The organism is Catellatospora coxensis (genome assembly GCF_016862635.1).
Classification (GTDB): Bacteria; Actinomycetota; Actinomycetes; order Mycobacteriales; family Micromonosporaceae; genus Catellatospora; species Catellatospora coxensis.
Genome location: NZ_BONI01000011.1, coordinates 56186 through 72665, shown reverse-complemented (window position 1 = coordinate 72665; position 16480 = coordinate 56186). Strand labels below are relative to the sequence as shown.

Genomic DNA, 16480 nt, shown 5'->3' with positions numbered 1-16480 from the left:
ACCGGCCGAGGACGGGGTGCTCGTCGGACGTCACGGGGCCGCGATCATGCGGTTCCGTGACGCCGATGAAGGCCGTCGACATGCCCGCACCCTGACGGCACACAGTGCCACCTCCGCCGATCAAACTGCCGTTCGGTCAACATGTTTGGCCGAACGAACCACTACCAGGCGCACCGGCGACTACCGTCGATAACTGAATCATGGGTACACGCGGCTGCGGGGGGCTCCAGTGGGAACGATCACCACCACGGACGGCACGGAGATCTTCTACAAGGACTGGGGCACGGGCCAACCTGTCGTCTTCAGCCACGGCTGGCCCCTGTCCGCGGACGACTGGGATACCCAGATGCTGTTCTTCCTGCGCCATGGCTACCGGGTGATCGCGCACGACCGGCGGGGCCACGGACGTTCGACACAGACGTCCGACGGCCACGACATGGACCACTACGCCGACGACCTGGCAGCGCTGACCGCCTATCTTGATCTTAAAGACGCCGTGCATGTGGGCCATTCCACCGGCGGCGGCGAAGTCGTGCACTACCTCGGCCGGCACGGCGAGAGCCGGGTGAGCAAGGCTGCGATCATCGCCGCGGTTCCGCCACTGATGGTGCAGACCGCAGCCAATCCGGGCGGACTTCCCAAGAGCGTGTTCGACGATCTGCAGGCACAACTGGCCGCCAACCGGTCCGAGTTCTACCGAGCGCTGCCATCAGGTCCGTTCTACGGCTTCAACCGGCCGGGCGTGCGGGCCTCCGAGGCGCTCATCCAGAACTGGTGGCGTCAAGGCATGATGGGCGGTGCGAAAGCCCACTACGACGGCATCGTCGCCTTCTCCCAGACGGACTTCACCGAGGATCTGAAGAAGATCACGGTACCGGTCCTGGTGATGCACGGCGACGACGACCAGATCGTGCCGTACGCGGACTCCGGCCCCCTGTCGGCGCAGCTCCTGCGCAACGGCACTCTGAAGACCTACCCCGGGTTCCCGCACGGGATGCCCACCACCCACGCCGAGACGATCAACGCCGACCTTCTGGCGTTCCTGCAGTCATAGGACCGAGCCGTGTGACGGTAGGTTCGGCGTCGTGAGTAGTGACTTCGCGTTCTGGAAAGCCGGCGAGGGCGACCCCGGTGAGATCTTCGACGGTTTGGCGGACGGGGTAACCGAGGGGCTGGATCCGCACGCCGACGTGTCCAGCTTTCGCAGCGAACTACTGCAACGCTGGCCCGACCTGGCCGACGTCGTCGAGCCGTCCCCGTACTACCTTCTCGAAGCGCCGGAAGACGACGCGAAGTACGTCCTGCTCACCCTGCCGTCACGGATGCTCGACCGGCTCGACGAAATCCTCGACCTGGCCCGCCGGCGCGGGTTGAGCGGCTACAGCGTCACCACCGGTTCCTGCACGATGGTCCGAGGTGTCTCGCAGTGAGCGGCGCCCACATCCATCGCAGGACAACGACGTCGGCCGCGTGACCACACAACGTCACTGTCGCCGCAGAGAGCGGCTCACCATGACGGGAGGATGCGCGTGTTGACGTACAAGCTCGTACGCGCGTTCGCGAACCTGCTGGTCTCCATCGATCTTTCGGATGAGGACGCCATCCCGTCCGAAGTCGGTTCCGAGCTGCTCGGTGATACGGCGGGGTTGCTCGGAGACCTCACCGCCGAGGAGTCCGCCGAGCTGATCGCGCTGATCGAGCAGGTTGCCGCGCTGGAAACCGATCCCGAGCGTCGGGAAGCCCTGGCGGAACTGCCCGAGACCATGGGGCTCATCGAGGAGTAGCGATGGCGCCGGGCTACGAGCTCAGGGTGCCGGACATGTTGCTGATGCGGCCCAGCGTGTCGAAGTCGACGCGCAGGGTGGAGCCGTCGGCGTGCTGCGCCGTCACCGACGTGGGTGCTGAGTCCAGGCGCCACGACTGCTGGTGCAGGAACGACTCCACGGCGATCCGGTGATCGACCGGGAAGCTCTGGATGACCTGCCCCAACACGGTCAATGCGCGCTCCGGCCGGACCGGTGCGGTGATCTGCGGCGGGGCGTCTTCCAGGTGGAAGAAGACCGCTCCGCCGGCGTACGGGCCGCGGTAGTAACACCGGCCGGTCAGGCCCGAGGCCAGCAGCGCCAGGCGATGACCGTCGGCGCGCCCGAGCGCGAACATGGGCTCGGTGAACTCGGCGACTCCCTGATGGCGACCGTACTCGCGCAGCCAGCCGCACAGGTGCAGCAGCTCAGGCCGAAGATTGCTCGCCTCGTTCGCCCACGCCCACAGCCAACTGCCGTCGTCGTGATTCTCCGTACCGAGCAACTGGACGCGATACCGCAGATCGTCGCCGAACACCACGGTGCCGCTGGTCAGGTCCAGTTGCCAGCCGCGCTCGCCGATCAGGTCGCCCAGCGCCAGCTGGCGGGCCAATCCGGTGGCGACATGCTCGGCAAAGAGTCGATCAAACGTAGGCATCGCTGCAGTGTGCCAGAGCACCGGCTTCCGCGTGCGCCGCCTGTCCCAGCTCGATGAGCTGGGACATCGTGCGTTGCTCGTGCCGATGGACAACCGTGGGGCCGAAGGCGCGTCGGCCCGGCGGGATCCCACCGGCGAGGCGGGCCGACCACTTCACGAGCCGTCGAGCAGCCCGTGTCTTTCCAGCTCGGCGGCGAGCTGTCGTGCGCTCTGGAAACGCACCGCGCAGATACCTGCCTGGAGCGCGCCGGCGACGTGGGAGTCCGAGTCGTCGATGAAGAGTGTTTCGGAAGGCTCGGCGTTCACGATCGACAAAGTCCTGCGGAACGCCTCCGCTGCGGGCTTGACGGCGTGGATCGCGGCTGAGAACACGATGTCGCCGAAGCGGCCGGCGAAGTCCGGACGGGCGCCGAGCAGCGCCTCACGCAGAAGCAGGTCGTTGTTGGTGAGGATCGCGGTGCGATGCCGCACCGCGATGCGGCCGACCAGTTCGAGGACCTGCTCGTCCACCGGGAACGAGGCCAGCCAGGCGGGTTCCAGTTCGGCTCTGTCCACCGGACGGCCCAACCTGGCTCCGATCTCGGAGACGATCTCCTCGGCGTTCCAGTGCCCCAGCTCGGTCTCGCCGATGAAGCCGGTCGCATAGAGGATCCGGTGGACGTCCTCCACCGTCCGGCCGTACCTCCGGGCGAGTTCTCGGAGCCGCAGTTCCGGCTGGTGACGGCACACCACACCGCCGAGGTCGAAGACTACGGTGCTCACCGGCATGAGGCCGGAGGCTAGCACGGACGCACGGCGCGACAACATCCCGAACGTCCGCTTGAGGCAGCGCTTTTCGCCTCCCGACGCCGGTATTGAAGATGAGCAGCTGTGCAGAACGCTTCCCAGATGACAGCCTCCAGGTATGGAGTTTCCCAGCCGCGCAGACTATCCCCTGGTCGATGCCGAGGGGTTGCTGCAGAATCCGGCGTTCTGGCCGCTGCACCTGCATTGGGCACATGACATCCATGACCTCATGTCGCGGCTCGACGTCGACGGCGGCGACATGGACGTTCTCGCCGACCAGCTGATCGACCCGGAACGGTGGCCGTTCTTCAGGTTGCCGACCGCCGACGGCGGCGAACTGGTGATCATCTACCGTAACTTCGCAGACGATTCCGGCATCGACTTCGAGCGCCACCAGGCCGATGGCGCGATCACGAACCTTGCCGCGATCGAGGGAGATTGGCCCGCCCGGGTATTCGACTGGGACGAGCTGCTGCAGATCGCGACGAATCCCCGTCGCGGGGCAGGAGTGACCGAGCCGGTCGACCGCTTCCTGCTGCTGCTCCCGCTCCTGGCCGATGCTCCCGGCGACGCATCCGACCAGGTCCGCCGTGCGTTCGGCGCACGAACCGCGCTCGCCGAGACGGCAGGCGCGATCCTGGAACGGTCCCCGCACTGGTGACCGTGGAAGCCGCCCACGCGTACTTCCTGTGCCCCGGGTGGAGGACTGGCTCCACGAGGGCGAGCGGGAGCCCGTTCGTGATCGAAACGTGGCGCAACGGCTCTGCGCCGGCCGGGCGAGGTGAGCGAAGCTGAGGCGTTCGACCCGATCATGATTTGGAGTACGCCACACCATGCGCCGTATCGTTCTGCCTCTGCTGCTCACCGCCGTCCTGGCGGGCACGGCCGCCTGCGCGGGGTCCGCGGCCGACAGCGCCGCTCCGGCCCCGTCGCCCAGCCCCGCGGTGACCTCGGCCGCGCCGTCGCCGAGCCCGTCGCCGGCCGGCGCGGACTACGCGGCGTTCTGTGAGGGACGCAAGCAGCCGCTGATGGAGGTCTTCACGTCGGTGGCGCTGTACGCGGGCTACCGCAACGGCAACTACCAGGGCGGTGCCCCGGCGATGAAGGAGGTGCTCGGTGAGCTGAGGACGGCGGTCGCCGGCTACCGGACATACCTGGTGACGACCCTCAAGGGCACCACGGATGCGAGGCTCGCCGAGGCGCTCGCGGCCGACGTGGCCCGGCTGGACGCGTGGACCAAGAAGCTCGCCTCGCCGGGCACCGACTACAAGGGCAAGGTCTACACCTTGATCAGCGATGGCTGGTCGGCGTTCTCGGACACCAGCGCCGTCAGCGCCCTGTGCTCGGCCTGACCTGGGACAGGTGACCGTCATCCGCGCTTGACCACGGAATGTGGCCAGTGCGAAACAGGCGGGCCGGTCACTGGCGTGGCCGGCCCGCCGCGCGGGGAGGCGGAATCAGGCGACGGGGATCGCCTGGTTCTTGAGGGTCTGGACGGTGAACGTCTGCGCGCCGGTCAGGGCGTCGACGAGGGTGCCCTTGCCGGACACGGCGGCCTTGAACCCGTCGGAGGCGTTGGCATAGGTCGCCGTCATCGCCGGGCCCCACGTGAACCCGGCCGGGACCTGCGTGGACGCCTTCGCGAAGATCTCGTAGATCTTCTGGTCGCCGTAGAAGGCGACACCGTCGGCCAGGGCGGGCAGGTTCGCGCCGGCCTTGGTGGCCGGGTACAGGTTGGCCTTCTGGTTGAGCAGGGTCAGCGCCTCTTCGCTGGTGTTGAGCCACAGCGCGAACTTCGCGGCCTCGTACGGGTGCTTGGACCCCTTGAACACGGCCGTGGACGACCCGCCCCAGTTGCCCGCGGCCGTTTCACCGGCGGCCCACTGCGGCATCGGCGCGACCCGCCACTTGCCGGCGGTCTTGGGCGCGCCGCTCGCGATCGAGTTGGCGCCCCACACGGCCGACACCCACGTCCAGGCCTGGTCGGTGTTGTAGGCGTTGTCCCACTCGGCCGTCCACGGCGGCACCGACGACACGAGCTTGCGGTCGATCAGGTCCTGCCAGTACTGCGCGACCTTCGTGGTCTTGTCGTCGGTCAGGCTGACCGTCCACTTCTGGCCGTCGTTGCCGAACCAGCGGCCCCCGGCCTGCCACGCCAGCCCGGCGAACTGGTTGACGTCGCTCTGCGAGAAGTTGGTGATGTAGCCGCCGGCGGCTTTGACCTTCTCGGCTGCCGCGGCATACTCCTGCCAGGTCGCCGGGACGGCGATGCCGTTCTTCTCGAACAGGTCGGCGCGGTAGAACAGCGCCATCGGCCCGGTGTCCTGCGGCACCCCGTACGCCGCCTTGGGGTCGCCGAGGCTGACCTGGTCCCACGTCCACGGCACGAACTGGTCCTTGGCCTGGGCGACGATGTCGCAGGCGGCGAGATCGAACAGGCCGTCCTGGACCCGGAAGCCGGGCAGGGCGTCGTACTCGATCTGGCCGAGGTCCGGGGCGTTGCCGGCCTTGAGCTGGTTGAAGAAGTTCTGGTACGTGCCGCCGTTGCCGTTCGGCCCGGTCTGCACCTTGACCTGGATGTCGGGGTTCTTGGCGTTCCAGGCCTGCACGACCTGCTCGATACCGGGGATCCAGGAGGTGAACGTCAGCGTGACCGGACCGTCGCCGGCCGGGGCGCACGCCGACGCCGTGGTGCCGCCGGGGGCGGCGTCGGGGCTGGAGCAGGCGGTGACGGCGACTGCTGAGGTCAGCAGCACGCCAATGGTGCGCAGCAACGCGCTCATCAGGGCGACCTTTCGGTGAGGATATTGCGGGGGAGAGGGGTGTTACTTGACCGCGCCGGTGCTGATTCCGGTGCGCCAGAACCGCTGGAGCAGCAGGAAAGCGACGGCGAGGGGGGCGATGGAGATCAGCGATCCGACGATGACCATGCCTCGCAGCTCGGGCACCTGGGCGATCTGGGTGTTCCAGGAGTAGAGGCCGAGGGTGACCGGGAACAGCCGCTCGTCGCTGAGCATGACCAGCGGCAGCAGGAAGTTGTTCCAGACGGCCACGAAGTGGAACAGGAAGATCGTCACCAGGGCCGGGGACATGAGCCGGGCGGAGATGGTGAGGAACGTGCGGATCTCGCCGGAGCCGTCGATGCGGGCGGCCTCCAGCAGCCCGTCGGGCACCCCGGCGGAGGCGTAGACGCGGGCCAGGTACACCCCGAACGGGTTGACGAGGCTCGGCAGGAACACCGCCCAGAACGTGTTGGTCGCCTCGACCTTGCTGAAGATGAGGAACAGCGGCAGTGCCAGCGCGGTCGCCGGGACGAGCACGCCGCTGAGCACCACGTTGAAGATCAGCTCACGACCGGGGAAGCGGTACTTGGCCAGCGCGTACCCGCACATCGCGGCCAGGACCGTGCCCAGCAGGGCCGCGCCGGCGGTGTACGCGACGCTGTTGAGCGTCCAGCGCAGGAACACCCCGTCGCGGTAGGCGAGCAGCTCGCCGACGTTGTCCAGCAGGTGGAAGTCGGCGAACCACAGCGAGTGGGTGTCGGTGAACTGGTCGCGGCTCTTGGTCGCGCCGACGAACAGCCACCACAGCGGGGTGAGGAAGTAGACGGTGCAGACGCCCATGACGAGCATCGCCGTCAGGCGGGAGATGCGCCCGTCCTGCCGGCGCGGCCGGTGTTCGGCGGGGGTGATGGTGGCGGGGGCGGCGGTCACGGGTTGCTCCTGCGCTGGGTCGACTTGAGGAACGCGAACGAGAGCACGAACGTCGTCAGCGCCAGCACCACCGAGAACGCCGCGGCGAGGTTGAAGTTCGGGATCGCCGACAGCGAGAAGACGGTCAGGTTCGGGGTGTACGTGCTCGACACCGCGGAGCTGAAGCTGCGGAACACCTGCGGTTCGGCCAGCAGCTGCAACGTGCCGATGATGGAGAAGACGGTGGTCAGCACGATCGCGGGCATGACCAGCGGGATCTTGATCGACCAGGCGATCCACAGCCGGCCGGCGCCGTCGATCCGGGCCGCCTCGTGCAGCTCGGTCGGGATCGCCATCAGCGCCGAGTAGATGATCAGCATGTTGTAGCCGACGTAGACCCAGGTGACGACGTTGGCGATGGACCACAGCACGGTGTCGGCCGACAGCAGGTCGACGGTGCTGGTGATCGGTTTGAGTGGCGACAGGTTCGGGGAGTACAGGAACCCCCACATGATCGCGGCGACGACGCCGGGCACCGCGTACGGGACGAAGAACGCCAGCCGGAAGAACCGCCGCCCGGTGACCAGCCCCGAATCGAGCAGCAGGGCCAGGGCCAGCGCGATGCCGAGCATGATCGGGACCTGGACCGCGCCGAAGGCCAGCATCCGCCCGACGGAGGCCCAGAACGGGCCGTCGCTGAACACCAGCCGGTACTGCGCCAGGCCGCCGAAGACCTCCTGGGCGGGACCGTACGTGCCGGTGCGCTGCACGACGTACAGCGACTGGACGACGGCGTAGACGATCGGGACGACGTAGAACAGCAGGAACAGGACCGCGAACGGGGCCACGAACACGGTGACGGCCCGGGCGTAGCGGTGCCTGCCGCGCCTGGCGGGACCGGCGCGCTCGATCGGGACCGCGGGTTCGGCCTGCGGCGGTTGGGTGGTGGCGACCTGGGTCATCGGGTGATCTCCTGTCTGAGCACGCGCACCGTACCGGCCGGGACCCGCAGCACCGCGCCGACCTGCTCGCCGGTGACCAGCTCACGGCCGGTGGCGGGGTGCTCGATGTCCTTGGCGCCGTGGTTGATCACGAAGGTGTAGCGGTGGGTGTCGTTGTGGCGGTGCACGACCTCGACGGTGCCGTCGCTTTCCGGGCCGGCGGCGGTGACGGCCGCCTCGCGCAGGGCGCGGCGCAGCACGTCACGCAGGTCCGCCGCCTCCAGCGCGGTCGCCACATACCAGGCCTGGCCTGCTCCGTGGCGGTTGCGGGTCACGGCCGGCACCCCGGGCAGCGGCCCGTCGGCGTACCGGTCGACGGTGTCGGCGGTGGTGGTGCGCAGCAGCTCGGTCCAGACGGCGGCGCGGGCGCCGCTGTCGAGGCCGACCTCGTCGCCGGGCAGCAGCGGCACGAACTCCTCGACGACCACGCCGAGCAGCTCGCGAAACGCCCCGGGGTAGCCGCCGAGCCGGACGCGGTCGTGCCGGTCGACGATCCCGCTGTAGAACGTGACCACGGCGTGCCCGCCGGCCTGCACGAACGCGGTCAGCGCGGCCGATTCGGCGTCGGAGACCATGTGCAGGCAGGGCACCACCACCGCGCGGTAGCGGCTCAGGTCCGCGCCCGGAGCCACGACGTCGGTGGTGACGCCGAGCTCGCGCAGCGCCCGGTGGGCGGCGTGGACCTGGTCCAGGTAGCGCATCGCCTGCGACGGCCGGGCTTCGGTGTCGGCCGCCCACCAGGACTCCCAGTCGAACAGCAGCGCGGTGTCGGCGGCGACGGTGCTGCCGGCGAGCTCGCCGAGCCGGTCGAGGGTCGCCGACAGGTCGAGGACCTCGCGCCACAGCGCCGTGTCGGTGCCCGCGTGGGGCACCATCGCGGAGTGGAACTTCTCGGCACCCTGCGCCGAGGCGCGCCACTGGAAGAAGCACAGCGCGTCGGCGCCCCGCGCGACGTGGGTCAGCGAGTTGCGCAGCAGCTGGCCGGGGGCCTTGGGCAGGTTGTGGGGCTGCCAGTTGACCGCGCCGGTGGACTGCTCCATGAGCATCCACGGCCGCCCGCCGGCCAGGCCGCGGGTCAGGTCGGCGGCGAACGACAGCTCGGCGGCGGGGTCGGCCAGCCGGTGGTCTAGGTAGTGGTCGTTGGCGATGACGTCCATCGCCGGTGCCCACTTCCAGTAGTCGAGGTTGCGGATGTGCGCGGTGACCATGAAGTTCGTGGTGACCGGCGCGCTGGAGTGCCCGCGCAGGATGTCGGCCTCGGCCAGGTAGCACTCCAGCAGTGCGTCCGAGCTGAACCGGTGGAAGTCGACGAGCTGGGCGGGGTTGCGGGTGGACAGCGTCAGCCGGGGCGGGGCGATCTCGGCCCAGTCGCCGTAGCGCTGGCTCCAGAACGCGGTGCCCCAGGCCCGGTTGAGGCTGTCGAGGTCGCCGTAGCGGCGGGCGAGCCACTGCCGGAAGGCTTCGGCGCTGGCCTCGTCGTAGCACAGGGCGTTGTGGCAGCCGAGCTCGTTGGACACGTGCCACATGGCCAGGGCCGGGTGGTCGCCGTAGCGCTGCGCCACCTGCTCGACCAGGGCGAGCGCGTGGTCGCGGAAGACCGGCGAGCTGGGGCAGAAGGCCTGCCTGCCGCCGGGGAACCGGGTGGTGCCGTCGGCGGTGACGGGCAGCACCTCGGGGTGGCGGTGGGTCAGCCAGGGCGGGGGAGAGGCGGTGCCGGTGCCGAGGTTGACCGCGATGCCGTTGGCGTGCAGCAGCTCCATGATCGTGTCGAGGGCGCTGAAGTCGTACCGGCCGGGCTGCGGTTCGAGGTTCGACCAGCCGAAGATGTTGACGGCGACCAGGTCGACGCCCGCGGCGCGCATGAGGGCCATGTCGTCGTGCCAGACCTCTTCGGGCCACTGCTCGAAGTTGTAGTCACAGCCCAGGCCGATGCCGGCGAACGGCATCGGTGCGGGGTGTGATCGTGCCTGGTGCGGCATGTGCCTTCCTTTACCTGGTTGCGTTTTCCCTGCTCATGCGTGTGTGCTCGTGCACACATCGCGTCGAGATGACCACCGGATGGCTGATGTGTGAACGAGCACACACGCTAGCCATAGCGCTGGGTGGCGTCAATAGCGTCGTTTACAGTGGCGGTCGTGACAGCCTCCGGAGCGCCGCGGCGATCGACCGTGAAGGACATCGCCGCAGCCGCGGGCGTGTCCCGCGGCACCGTGAACCGGGTGCTCAACGGCGGTTACGTCTCCCCGGAGGCCCGGACCGCGATCGAGGCGGCCATCGCCGAGGTCGGCTACGTCCCCAACACCGCCGCCCGCAACCTCAAACGCCGCCGCTCCGAAGCGGTCGGGTTCCTGGCCCTGGAACCGCACGCGGTCCTGCTCGAAGACCCCAACATCGGCGCGATCATGCTCGGTGCCAACGCCGTGCTGTCGCTGGCCGGCTACCAGATGGTCAGCCTGGTCATCGACTCCGACCGCGACACCGAACGGGTCGCCCGCTACCTCAGCGGCGGCTTCGTCGACGGGGCGATCATCGTCTCCGCCCGCGCCTACGACCCGATCACCAGGCTCATCGCGCAGATCGCCATGCCCGCGGTGTTCATCGGCCACCCGCCCGACCTGGACAACGCCATCCCGTTCGTCGGGATCGACAACGTCGGCTCAGCGCGGGAGATCACCTCGCGGCTGATCGCCACCGGCCGTCACCGGATCGGCATGATCGCCTGCGCGCTCAACCGCGACTCCGGAGGCGACCGCCTGGACGGGTACCGCCAGGCGCTGGGCGACCGCTTCGACCCGGCCCTGGTCGCCGAGGTTCCCCACTACGACTACCTCGGTGGCGTCAACGGGATGCGCGAGCTGCTGGAGCGCGAACCCGGCATCGACGGCGTGTTCGCCGCCTCCGACGCGGTCGCGGCCGGGGCGATGCAGGTGCTGCGCGAGGCGGGCCGCGACGTCCCCGGCGACGTCGGCGTGGTCGGCTTCGACGACAGCGCGTGGGCGGCGCGCACCCAGCCGCCGCTGTCGACCGTCCACCAGCCCGCGCGCGAGATCGGCAGGCACGCCGCCGAACTCGTCCACCGCCAGATCGGCGGGCAGACCGACGTGCCGCGCAGCGTACTGCTGCCCTCGCCCGTCGTCTGGCGCAACTCGGCCTGACCAGACCCGTCAACGTGACGCCGACTCGGAAGGTTGAGAGTTCAAGTCCCCTCGTCGGCTCCAACGCCCCAGCTCAGCAAGCACGAATCGGGCCATGGACGACATGCCCATGCCGCGGCGCGCCTGGCGAGGGTTAGCTGACAGCAACGGCTCCCGCTGGATCGCCGGTGCCTGCTGTTCACCGCCCCCCACCTGCTGAGACCGTGGCCGGTGCCATGATCCACCGCGGACGGCCTTGGCTCACGCCCCTGGCTCGTGTATGGCCTATCCGCGGCTGGACGCCTTGCCGGTCGAGCCTCGTACGACCAGCGTGGGGCCGAACGTGAACTTCCGATGTCGCATCGGTCGGCCCTGAATGACATTGGCCAGCATCTGCACGGCCGCAGCCGACATGGCAGCCACGGGTTGGCGGATCGTGGTCAGCGGTGGATCCGTGAACGACATCAGCGGGGAGTCGTCGAACCCGATGATGGAGATGTCGCCGGGCACGGACAGGCCCTCGGCGCGGGCGGCGCGCACAGCGCCCAGCGCCATCAGATCCGAACCACAGACCATGGCGGTCGCGCCGTCAGCCATCAGCCGCGCGGCGGCCACTTGACCATCCTCGACGGTGAACCACGGCGCGACCTGAACCATTTCCCTCAGCCCGGCGGTACGCGTGGCCTCCAGGTATCCGTCGAGCTCGCCCCGTGCCGGCAGGTAGCGTTCCGGACCGCTGAGCATGCCGATACGGCGATGCCCGAGTGAGGCCAGATGGGACACGGCGAGCCGTCCGGCGGCACGGGTGTCACACGATACGAAGGCCGCCTCGACGTCTGGCATGTCCCCGTTCACGATACGCCATCGGTAATGAGCGGCCGACAAGGTCGCGGTATCGGTCGCGATCTTCGGTGACATCCGCGTGCAACCCCGAAACGAAGATGATGCCGGAGGCTCCCCGTTGCAGCAGTGTCTTCACATGGCCGTCCTCGCCGGGACCGCCAGGTGCCAGGGTGTGTAGTGCCGGGGTGTAGCCCTGCTGAATCAGCGCCGCCCCCATCGCACGAGCAAAGCGCGAGAAGATCGGGTTCTCCAGTTCGGGCGTGATCATCCCGACCAGGCGGTCTCGGCGCTCGTGCAGATCTTCCCGGCTCTGGTATCCGAGCGCCTCCACGGCGGCGGTTACGGCCTGTCGGGTGGCCGGGTGGATGCCAGGTTTGTTGTTGACCACGCGGGAAACGGTGGACTCACTGACCCCCGCCTGCCGGGCGACGTCGGCCAAGCGGGTCATACCCCCGCCTGTGGTGGTGACGGTGTTCGGCGCACCGGAGCCCGAGGCGTCCATGCGCTGATCCAGGCTGCGGCGCGATGACATGCGGGCACTTTAGCCGTATCACGATCATCGTAGGTGCCCGTCGGAACCAGACCAGATTGACGGCAACCCGTGTCAGCAGCCGCATCACGTGTGGTTGCACCTCGACCGACACCAGTATTCCATCGAGCAGAGGACGTACTCGGGTTCCACCTGGGTCAGCGGGCATTGGTCAGGCTTGTGATCGGAAGGCGAGCGGCATTGACATCATTGACATGAGCCGCGGCGGGCGTGGAACCTTGGTCGATGGGGGAACCGGACTGGGACCGGCTGGTGCTCATCGCAACCTCCGCCTGGGTGCTGCCATATGCGCCACCGCGACCAGCGGATGATCCCCGGCCGCAGGCGAGTGCGCACCGGTGCGTCGCCTGCGTGCACCCGGGGGAGGAGACCGGTGCCGCCACGCCGGCCGGAAGCCGACCCGCACGCGACGGGCGGGAGCCGCACCAGGTGGCGGTCGCGGTCGACCGTCATGGAGCCCTGCTGCGCGAGCTCCTCCGGCCGGATAGGCCGGGACTGGCTTTCGCCAGCCGGGCCAGTGACCCCAGGCCGCGGCACGCGATGCAGGCTCGGACCGATCCGCCGCCATGGCGCGAGTTCGCCGCTGACGCCGACGCGATCCTCGACAGCGTGCTCGGCCGGTTGGAGCGGCATCTTCGCGTCCCCGCCGGAGGGTGGGTCCACGAGGAGCCGTTCGTGCTACGCCATCGGATCATCATGGATCGGCTGCGGTTCGAGTCGGTGACGTCGTTCGTCGCGCCGGAGCCGACAGACCTGGACTACTTCGTCACCCTGGACTTCAGGTTCGTCCGCGGTGCCGAGCACTACCAGCGCTGGCACCTGAGCATCGCCGTCTGGAGTGAGCTTCCCTTCGGGGTGGAGCACCGTCCGCCGCTCGACGACCGGTATCCATGGCGTATTCGTGAGGCTGACGAGGCGGTGCTGCGCCGCCGGCCGCGACATTATCGCGACCTGTTCGAGGCGGCTGCCCGGCACGCCGAGAACTGGCTGGAGGGCCGCGGCTACGAGCACAGCCGGCTGACCATCTCCGGTCGCCGGTACATGCAGCCCGACTTCTGGATCGCGGTGCCGGGCGAGCGGACTGCTCCAGACCGGTACTTCACGGCTGCCGACACGCCGGCGGCTGAGATCATCCGGACGATGCTGCGGGTCGATTCGGTGTTCGACGACACGCTGTCGGCCAGTGTCCTCAATGGCGACTACCTGGTGCTGCGGCAGATGGCCGCCGGCATCGACGCTGAGCGCCGGCTCGACCGTCGCTTCCATTTCACCCGCCACCCGCTGTATCTGATCATCGTCGGTGAGGCGCCCTGGTTCTCGCCCACTCGCGGGTTCCACGTCGACGACCGATATGTGCCGGTCGAGGGACCGGCGGACGGGCAGTGTGCGCACCACCACCGGTGTCATCGGTACGAGTACGTCGCCCGGCAGGAGTTCTGCGTGCGGGATCTCGTCGACGCTCTGACCGACATGGAGACCTACGCGGCCTTCACGCTCTATGACGTGCACAACGACATGCAGGTATGGGAAAACCACCTGAAGGTGTACGAGACGACCGCGGCAGCCGGCGGGCGGCTGTGGGACGCGCTGGCGACCCACCTGCCGATCCGGCGGATGCGGCAGCTGGCAAAGGTGCACCATGCCGTGGAGCTGCTGCACCAGACGCTGCTGCAGGGCATCGCGGATCTCAACGACCTCGACACGCTCGCCCGAGAGTGCCGCGCCCGGGTCAATCGGGCGCGCGATGCCCTCAGCGACCGCTTCGACGACCTGGTCCTGCAACGTCACCTCGACGGCAATCCGGGCCTGCGCGCGGCATTGAGCCAGACCGGTGTGTTCGCCCAGCTCGCCGGTGCCGCGGCGAGCCTGGTGGATCATGCTGGTCGGGTTGCGGAGCGCTACCAGGACGTGATCGACGCGGTGAAGGACGCGTTCGACGAGCGGCGGGTGCGTGAGGGTGACGCCATCCAGAAGGCGGGGGTGATCCTCGCGCTGAGCCTGGCGTTCGACTCCATCGTCGGTATCGTCGCCGCGACCCAGCCTGAGCGCAGCGGTGAGCAGGGCGCTTGGCTATCGGTGCTGGCCTGGACCTCGGGCAGCGTCGTGCTGCTGACGGCGCTGGTCTTCGGTGTGTGGATCACGAGGCTGGGGCGGCTTGGCGACCGGGCGTTTCGGACCCGCTACGACGGCACTCGCCGCCGTGGTGTGCGATGGTTCCGCCGTGATGCGCGCAGCGACGGTCTGTGGCGGTTCATGAAGAACTCGTGCACCGATGCGCTCGAGGGCCACTCGCGTGACGCGCAGCCGCTGGCGTTCTGGCGAAGCCTCGACCAGCGGTTGGTCAAGGACCTCAGCGTCCTGTGGGACGGTCCGCGCGTGTCCCACTACCCGGCAGTGGAACGGGCGTCGGCCGACGTGTACACCCCTGCTCGCCGACCTGATCTTGTCGGTGCTGACATCGCCGAGCTGTATGCGCAGGTCGGCAGCTGGAGTATCGACGCGCTGCTGTTCACCGAGCGCGCCAGGCGCCTCTACCGTTACCGGCTGCCGAAGCTTGCGCTTCTCTACCGTTGCATCGGCCGTATGCCCGCGTCGTTCCTGCGTTTGGAGTATCTGGCCCCGACGACCAACATAGTGTCGGAGTCCGAGCTCGATATCGCCATCCGCAGGTATGCACGCGCTGTCGGCGCTGCGCCGCATCGACCCGACGGCACCGAGCTCGGGCAGTTCATCGACCATCTGCTTCAAGCCCGCCAACCCCGGACTGCCGCTGAAGCAATGGAAGCAATCGATGCGCTGCTCGCCGAGCACGTCGCAGCCGCGCACGATCCTGTCCAACCTGTTGTGCAGCCGGCACGAGCAGCAGCGGCTGTGTCGGTCGCTGGGGTGGACCACGACATATCGGCGGCTACCGGTGATCCGGCCGCGCCGTGAACACGTCTCGATGGCGGATCAGGTGCACGGTGGCTGCGATGGCACCCTCGCCAGCTGATCGTGTCGGGGCGGTCGCGTACGTTACCGAGCCATGGGTTACTGGGGAACGATCGTCCTTGCTCACACGACGGGATCGGTGACAGACCAACCGGAGATCACGTCTTTCGGGCGGCGGCATCGCCGCCTGCGTGACCTTGGCGACGGCTGGCAGCTGCTGGAGACCGGCTCAACCGATGACCCGCTGGATCTCGCCGCGGCCACACGGTCCTGGGCGGCGGTCACCGCCACCCCTGTCCTGGCGGCGTACGTCTGTGACAGCGACTGCCGGCGTCTACGCCATCACCCCGGACGCCGCCTCGTGGGCGATGCACCTGCCCGATCCCACGCGGCCCTGCCACGTCTACCGACACCTGCCCGAATTCGCCGACGGCCGACCGCAGGACGACGCCGTCGCCCTGCTGCTGGAGTGGGCCGGATCGGCCGGCCTGCAGCCTGACGAATCCCACCTGCGCTGGCTGACCGGGCCGGAGCCCCGAGCCGACCGCGAAAACAACCACGTCAGCGCAGACGACCTGGTCTTCGAGATGGTCCTGGCACTGGGATTCACCGGCATTCCCGAATCCCGGCCGATGGCCGTCGACCCCGGTGCGGCCCCCTTCAACCTGATCACCGACCAGATGGGCGGACTTGCCAAGGTCGCCCACACCGAAGTCGGCCTGCGGCGGCATGCCATCGAGCGCGGCGCCGCCCCGAATCCGCTCGACGACTGGATCGTCGAGTCGATCAGGTTGGACGATGAGCTGTGGGCTGCCGCGTTCTGCGGATCCGATCGGGTCGCCGAACTGAAAGCCGCCGTCGCCGCAACCGTCGAAAGTCACCGCCAGGCCCGGGAGGCCTCCGGTCCACCGCCGGCCACCGTGACCATCGGGGGCCAGGAGGTGACCAGCAGCGTTCACCTGGCCGAGACCATGTTCCACATGGTCGCGCGGAACTCGCTCAATCCCGTCGGCCACCCCATGACCGCACTTCTCCATCAGGACAGACGGCCGATGGCACATCCGATCCCACGCCCGGCCTGAG

At 68.8% G+C, this 16480-nt stretch carries 16 protein-coding genes; 8 read left to right on the top strand and 8 right to left on the bottom strand.

Features of this window, described 5'->3' with window-relative positions; genetic code table 11:
• Positions 1-229: 229 nt before the first annotated feature.
• The 3 genes from Cco03nite_RS08960 to Cco03nite_RS08950 all read left to right on the top strand — a co-directional run bounded on the left by Cco03nite_RS08960 (position 230) and on the right by Cco03nite_RS08950 (position 1784).
• Positions 230-1054 (top strand): alpha/beta fold hydrolase, encoded by an 825-nt coding sequence (locus Cco03nite_RS08960; protein WP_203690959.1) that lies wholly within the window; start codon positions 230-232, stop codon positions 1052-1054.
• A gap of 31 nt (positions 1055-1085) precedes the next feature.
• Positions 1086-1430 (top strand): hypothetical protein, encoded by a 345-nt coding sequence (locus Cco03nite_RS08955; protein WP_203690956.1) that lies wholly within the window; start codon positions 1086-1088, stop codon positions 1428-1430.
• Positions 1431-1532: 102 nt separating this feature from the next.
• Positions 1533-1784 carry a hypothetical protein gene (locus tag Cco03nite_RS08950; RefSeq protein ID WP_203690954.1) on the top strand — a complete coding sequence of 84 codons (252 nt, stop codon included), beginning with the start codon at positions 1533-1535 and terminating at the stop codon, positions 1782-1784.
• A 13-nt stretch (positions 1785-1797) separates the two neighbouring features.
• Here Cco03nite_RS08950 and Cco03nite_RS08945 read toward each other — a convergent pair whose 3' ends face one another.
• Together Cco03nite_RS08945 and Cco03nite_RS08940 are read right to left on the bottom strand one after the other, a co-directional pair.
• Positions 1798-2460 (bottom strand): DUF6882 domain-containing protein, encoded by a 663-nt coding sequence (locus Cco03nite_RS08945; RefSeq protein ID WP_239167229.1) that lies wholly within the window; start codon positions 2458-2460, stop codon positions 1798-1800.
• 153 nt (positions 2461-2613) lie between these two features.
• Positions 2614-3228 (bottom strand): HAD-IA family hydrolase, encoded by a 615-nt coding sequence (locus tag Cco03nite_RS08940; protein ID WP_203690952.1) that lies wholly within the window; start codon positions 3226-3228, stop codon positions 2614-2616.
• Positions 3229-3364: 136 nt separating this feature from the next.
• Between Cco03nite_RS08940 and Cco03nite_RS08935 the strand changes: the two genes are divergently transcribed.
• Together Cco03nite_RS08935 and Cco03nite_RS08930 are read left to right on the top strand one after the other, a co-directional pair.
• Positions 3365-3907 carry a hypothetical protein gene (locus Cco03nite_RS08935; protein ID WP_203690950.1) on the top strand — a complete coding sequence of 181 codons (543 nt, stop codon included), beginning with the start codon at positions 3365-3367 and terminating at the stop codon, positions 3905-3907.
• A gap of 172 nt (positions 3908-4079) precedes the next feature.
• Positions 4080-4598, top strand: coding sequence for a hypothetical protein (locus tag Cco03nite_RS08930; protein ID WP_203690948.1), 519 nt, complete (start codon positions 4080-4082; stop codon positions 4596-4598).
• A gap of 105 nt (positions 4599-4703) precedes the next feature.
• Here Cco03nite_RS08930 and Cco03nite_RS08925 read toward each other — a convergent pair whose 3' ends face one another.
• From Cco03nite_RS08925 to Cco03nite_RS08910, 4 genes are read right to left on the bottom strand one after another with little or no spacing between them, the layout of a single operon-like run.
• Positions 4704-6029, bottom strand: coding sequence for an ABC transporter substrate-binding protein (locus tag Cco03nite_RS08925; protein ID WP_203690946.1), 1326 nt, complete (start codon positions 6027-6029; stop codon positions 4704-4706).
• A 42-nt stretch (positions 6030-6071) separates the two neighbouring features.
• Positions 6072-6959, bottom strand: a complete 888-nt coding sequence (locus Cco03nite_RS08920) for a carbohydrate ABC transporter permease (protein ID WP_239167228.1) — start codon at positions 6957-6959, stop codon at positions 6072-6074.
• Positions 6956-7900 (bottom strand): carbohydrate ABC transporter permease, encoded by a 945-nt coding sequence (locus Cco03nite_RS08915; RefSeq protein WP_203690937.1) that lies wholly within the window; start codon positions 7898-7900, stop codon positions 6956-6958. Before Cco03nite_RS08915 ends, Cco03nite_RS08920 begins: the two co-directional genes overlap by 4 nt.
• A complete protein-coding gene (locus tag Cco03nite_RS08910) occupies positions 7897-9918 on the bottom strand; it encodes a beta-galactosidase (RefSeq protein WP_239167227.1) in 2022 nt (673 codons plus the stop codon). Before Cco03nite_RS08910 ends, Cco03nite_RS08915 begins: the two co-directional genes overlap by 4 nt.
• Positions 9919-10074: 156 nt before the next feature.
• Between Cco03nite_RS08910 and Cco03nite_RS08905 the strand changes: the two genes are divergently transcribed.
• Positions 10075-11094, top strand: a complete 1020-nt coding sequence (locus Cco03nite_RS08905) for a LacI family DNA-binding transcriptional regulator (RefSeq protein WP_203690935.1) — start codon at positions 10075-10077, stop codon at positions 11092-11094.
• Positions 11095-11358: 264 nt separating this feature from the next.
• Here the strand turns inward: Cco03nite_RS08905 and Cco03nite_RS42270 are convergent, their stop codons facing one another.
• On the bottom strand, positions 11359-11916 hold the full coding sequence (locus Cco03nite_RS42270; RefSeq protein WP_239167226.1) for a substrate-binding domain-containing protein: 558 nt from the start codon (positions 11914-11916) through the stop codon (positions 11359-11361).
• Positions 11882-12448 (bottom strand): LacI family DNA-binding transcriptional regulator, encoded by a 567-nt coding sequence (locus Cco03nite_RS42265; RefSeq protein WP_239167225.1) that lies wholly within the window; start codon positions 12446-12448, stop codon positions 11882-11884. The genes Cco03nite_RS42270 and Cco03nite_RS42265 overlap by 35 nt, the downstream gene beginning before the upstream one ends.
• A 447-nt stretch (positions 12449-12895) precedes the next feature.
• Between Cco03nite_RS42265 and Cco03nite_RS08895 the strand changes: the two genes are divergently transcribed.
• Positions 12896-15400, top strand: coding sequence for a hypothetical protein (locus Cco03nite_RS08895; protein ID WP_203690933.1), 2505 nt, complete (start codon positions 12896-12898; stop codon positions 15398-15400).
• A gap of 365 nt (positions 15401-15765) precedes the next feature.
• Positions 15766-16479, top strand: coding sequence for a hypothetical protein (locus Cco03nite_RS08890; protein ID WP_203690931.1), 714 nt, complete (start codon positions 15766-15768; stop codon positions 16477-16479).
• The last annotated feature ends 1 nt before the right edge of the window (position 16480 follow it).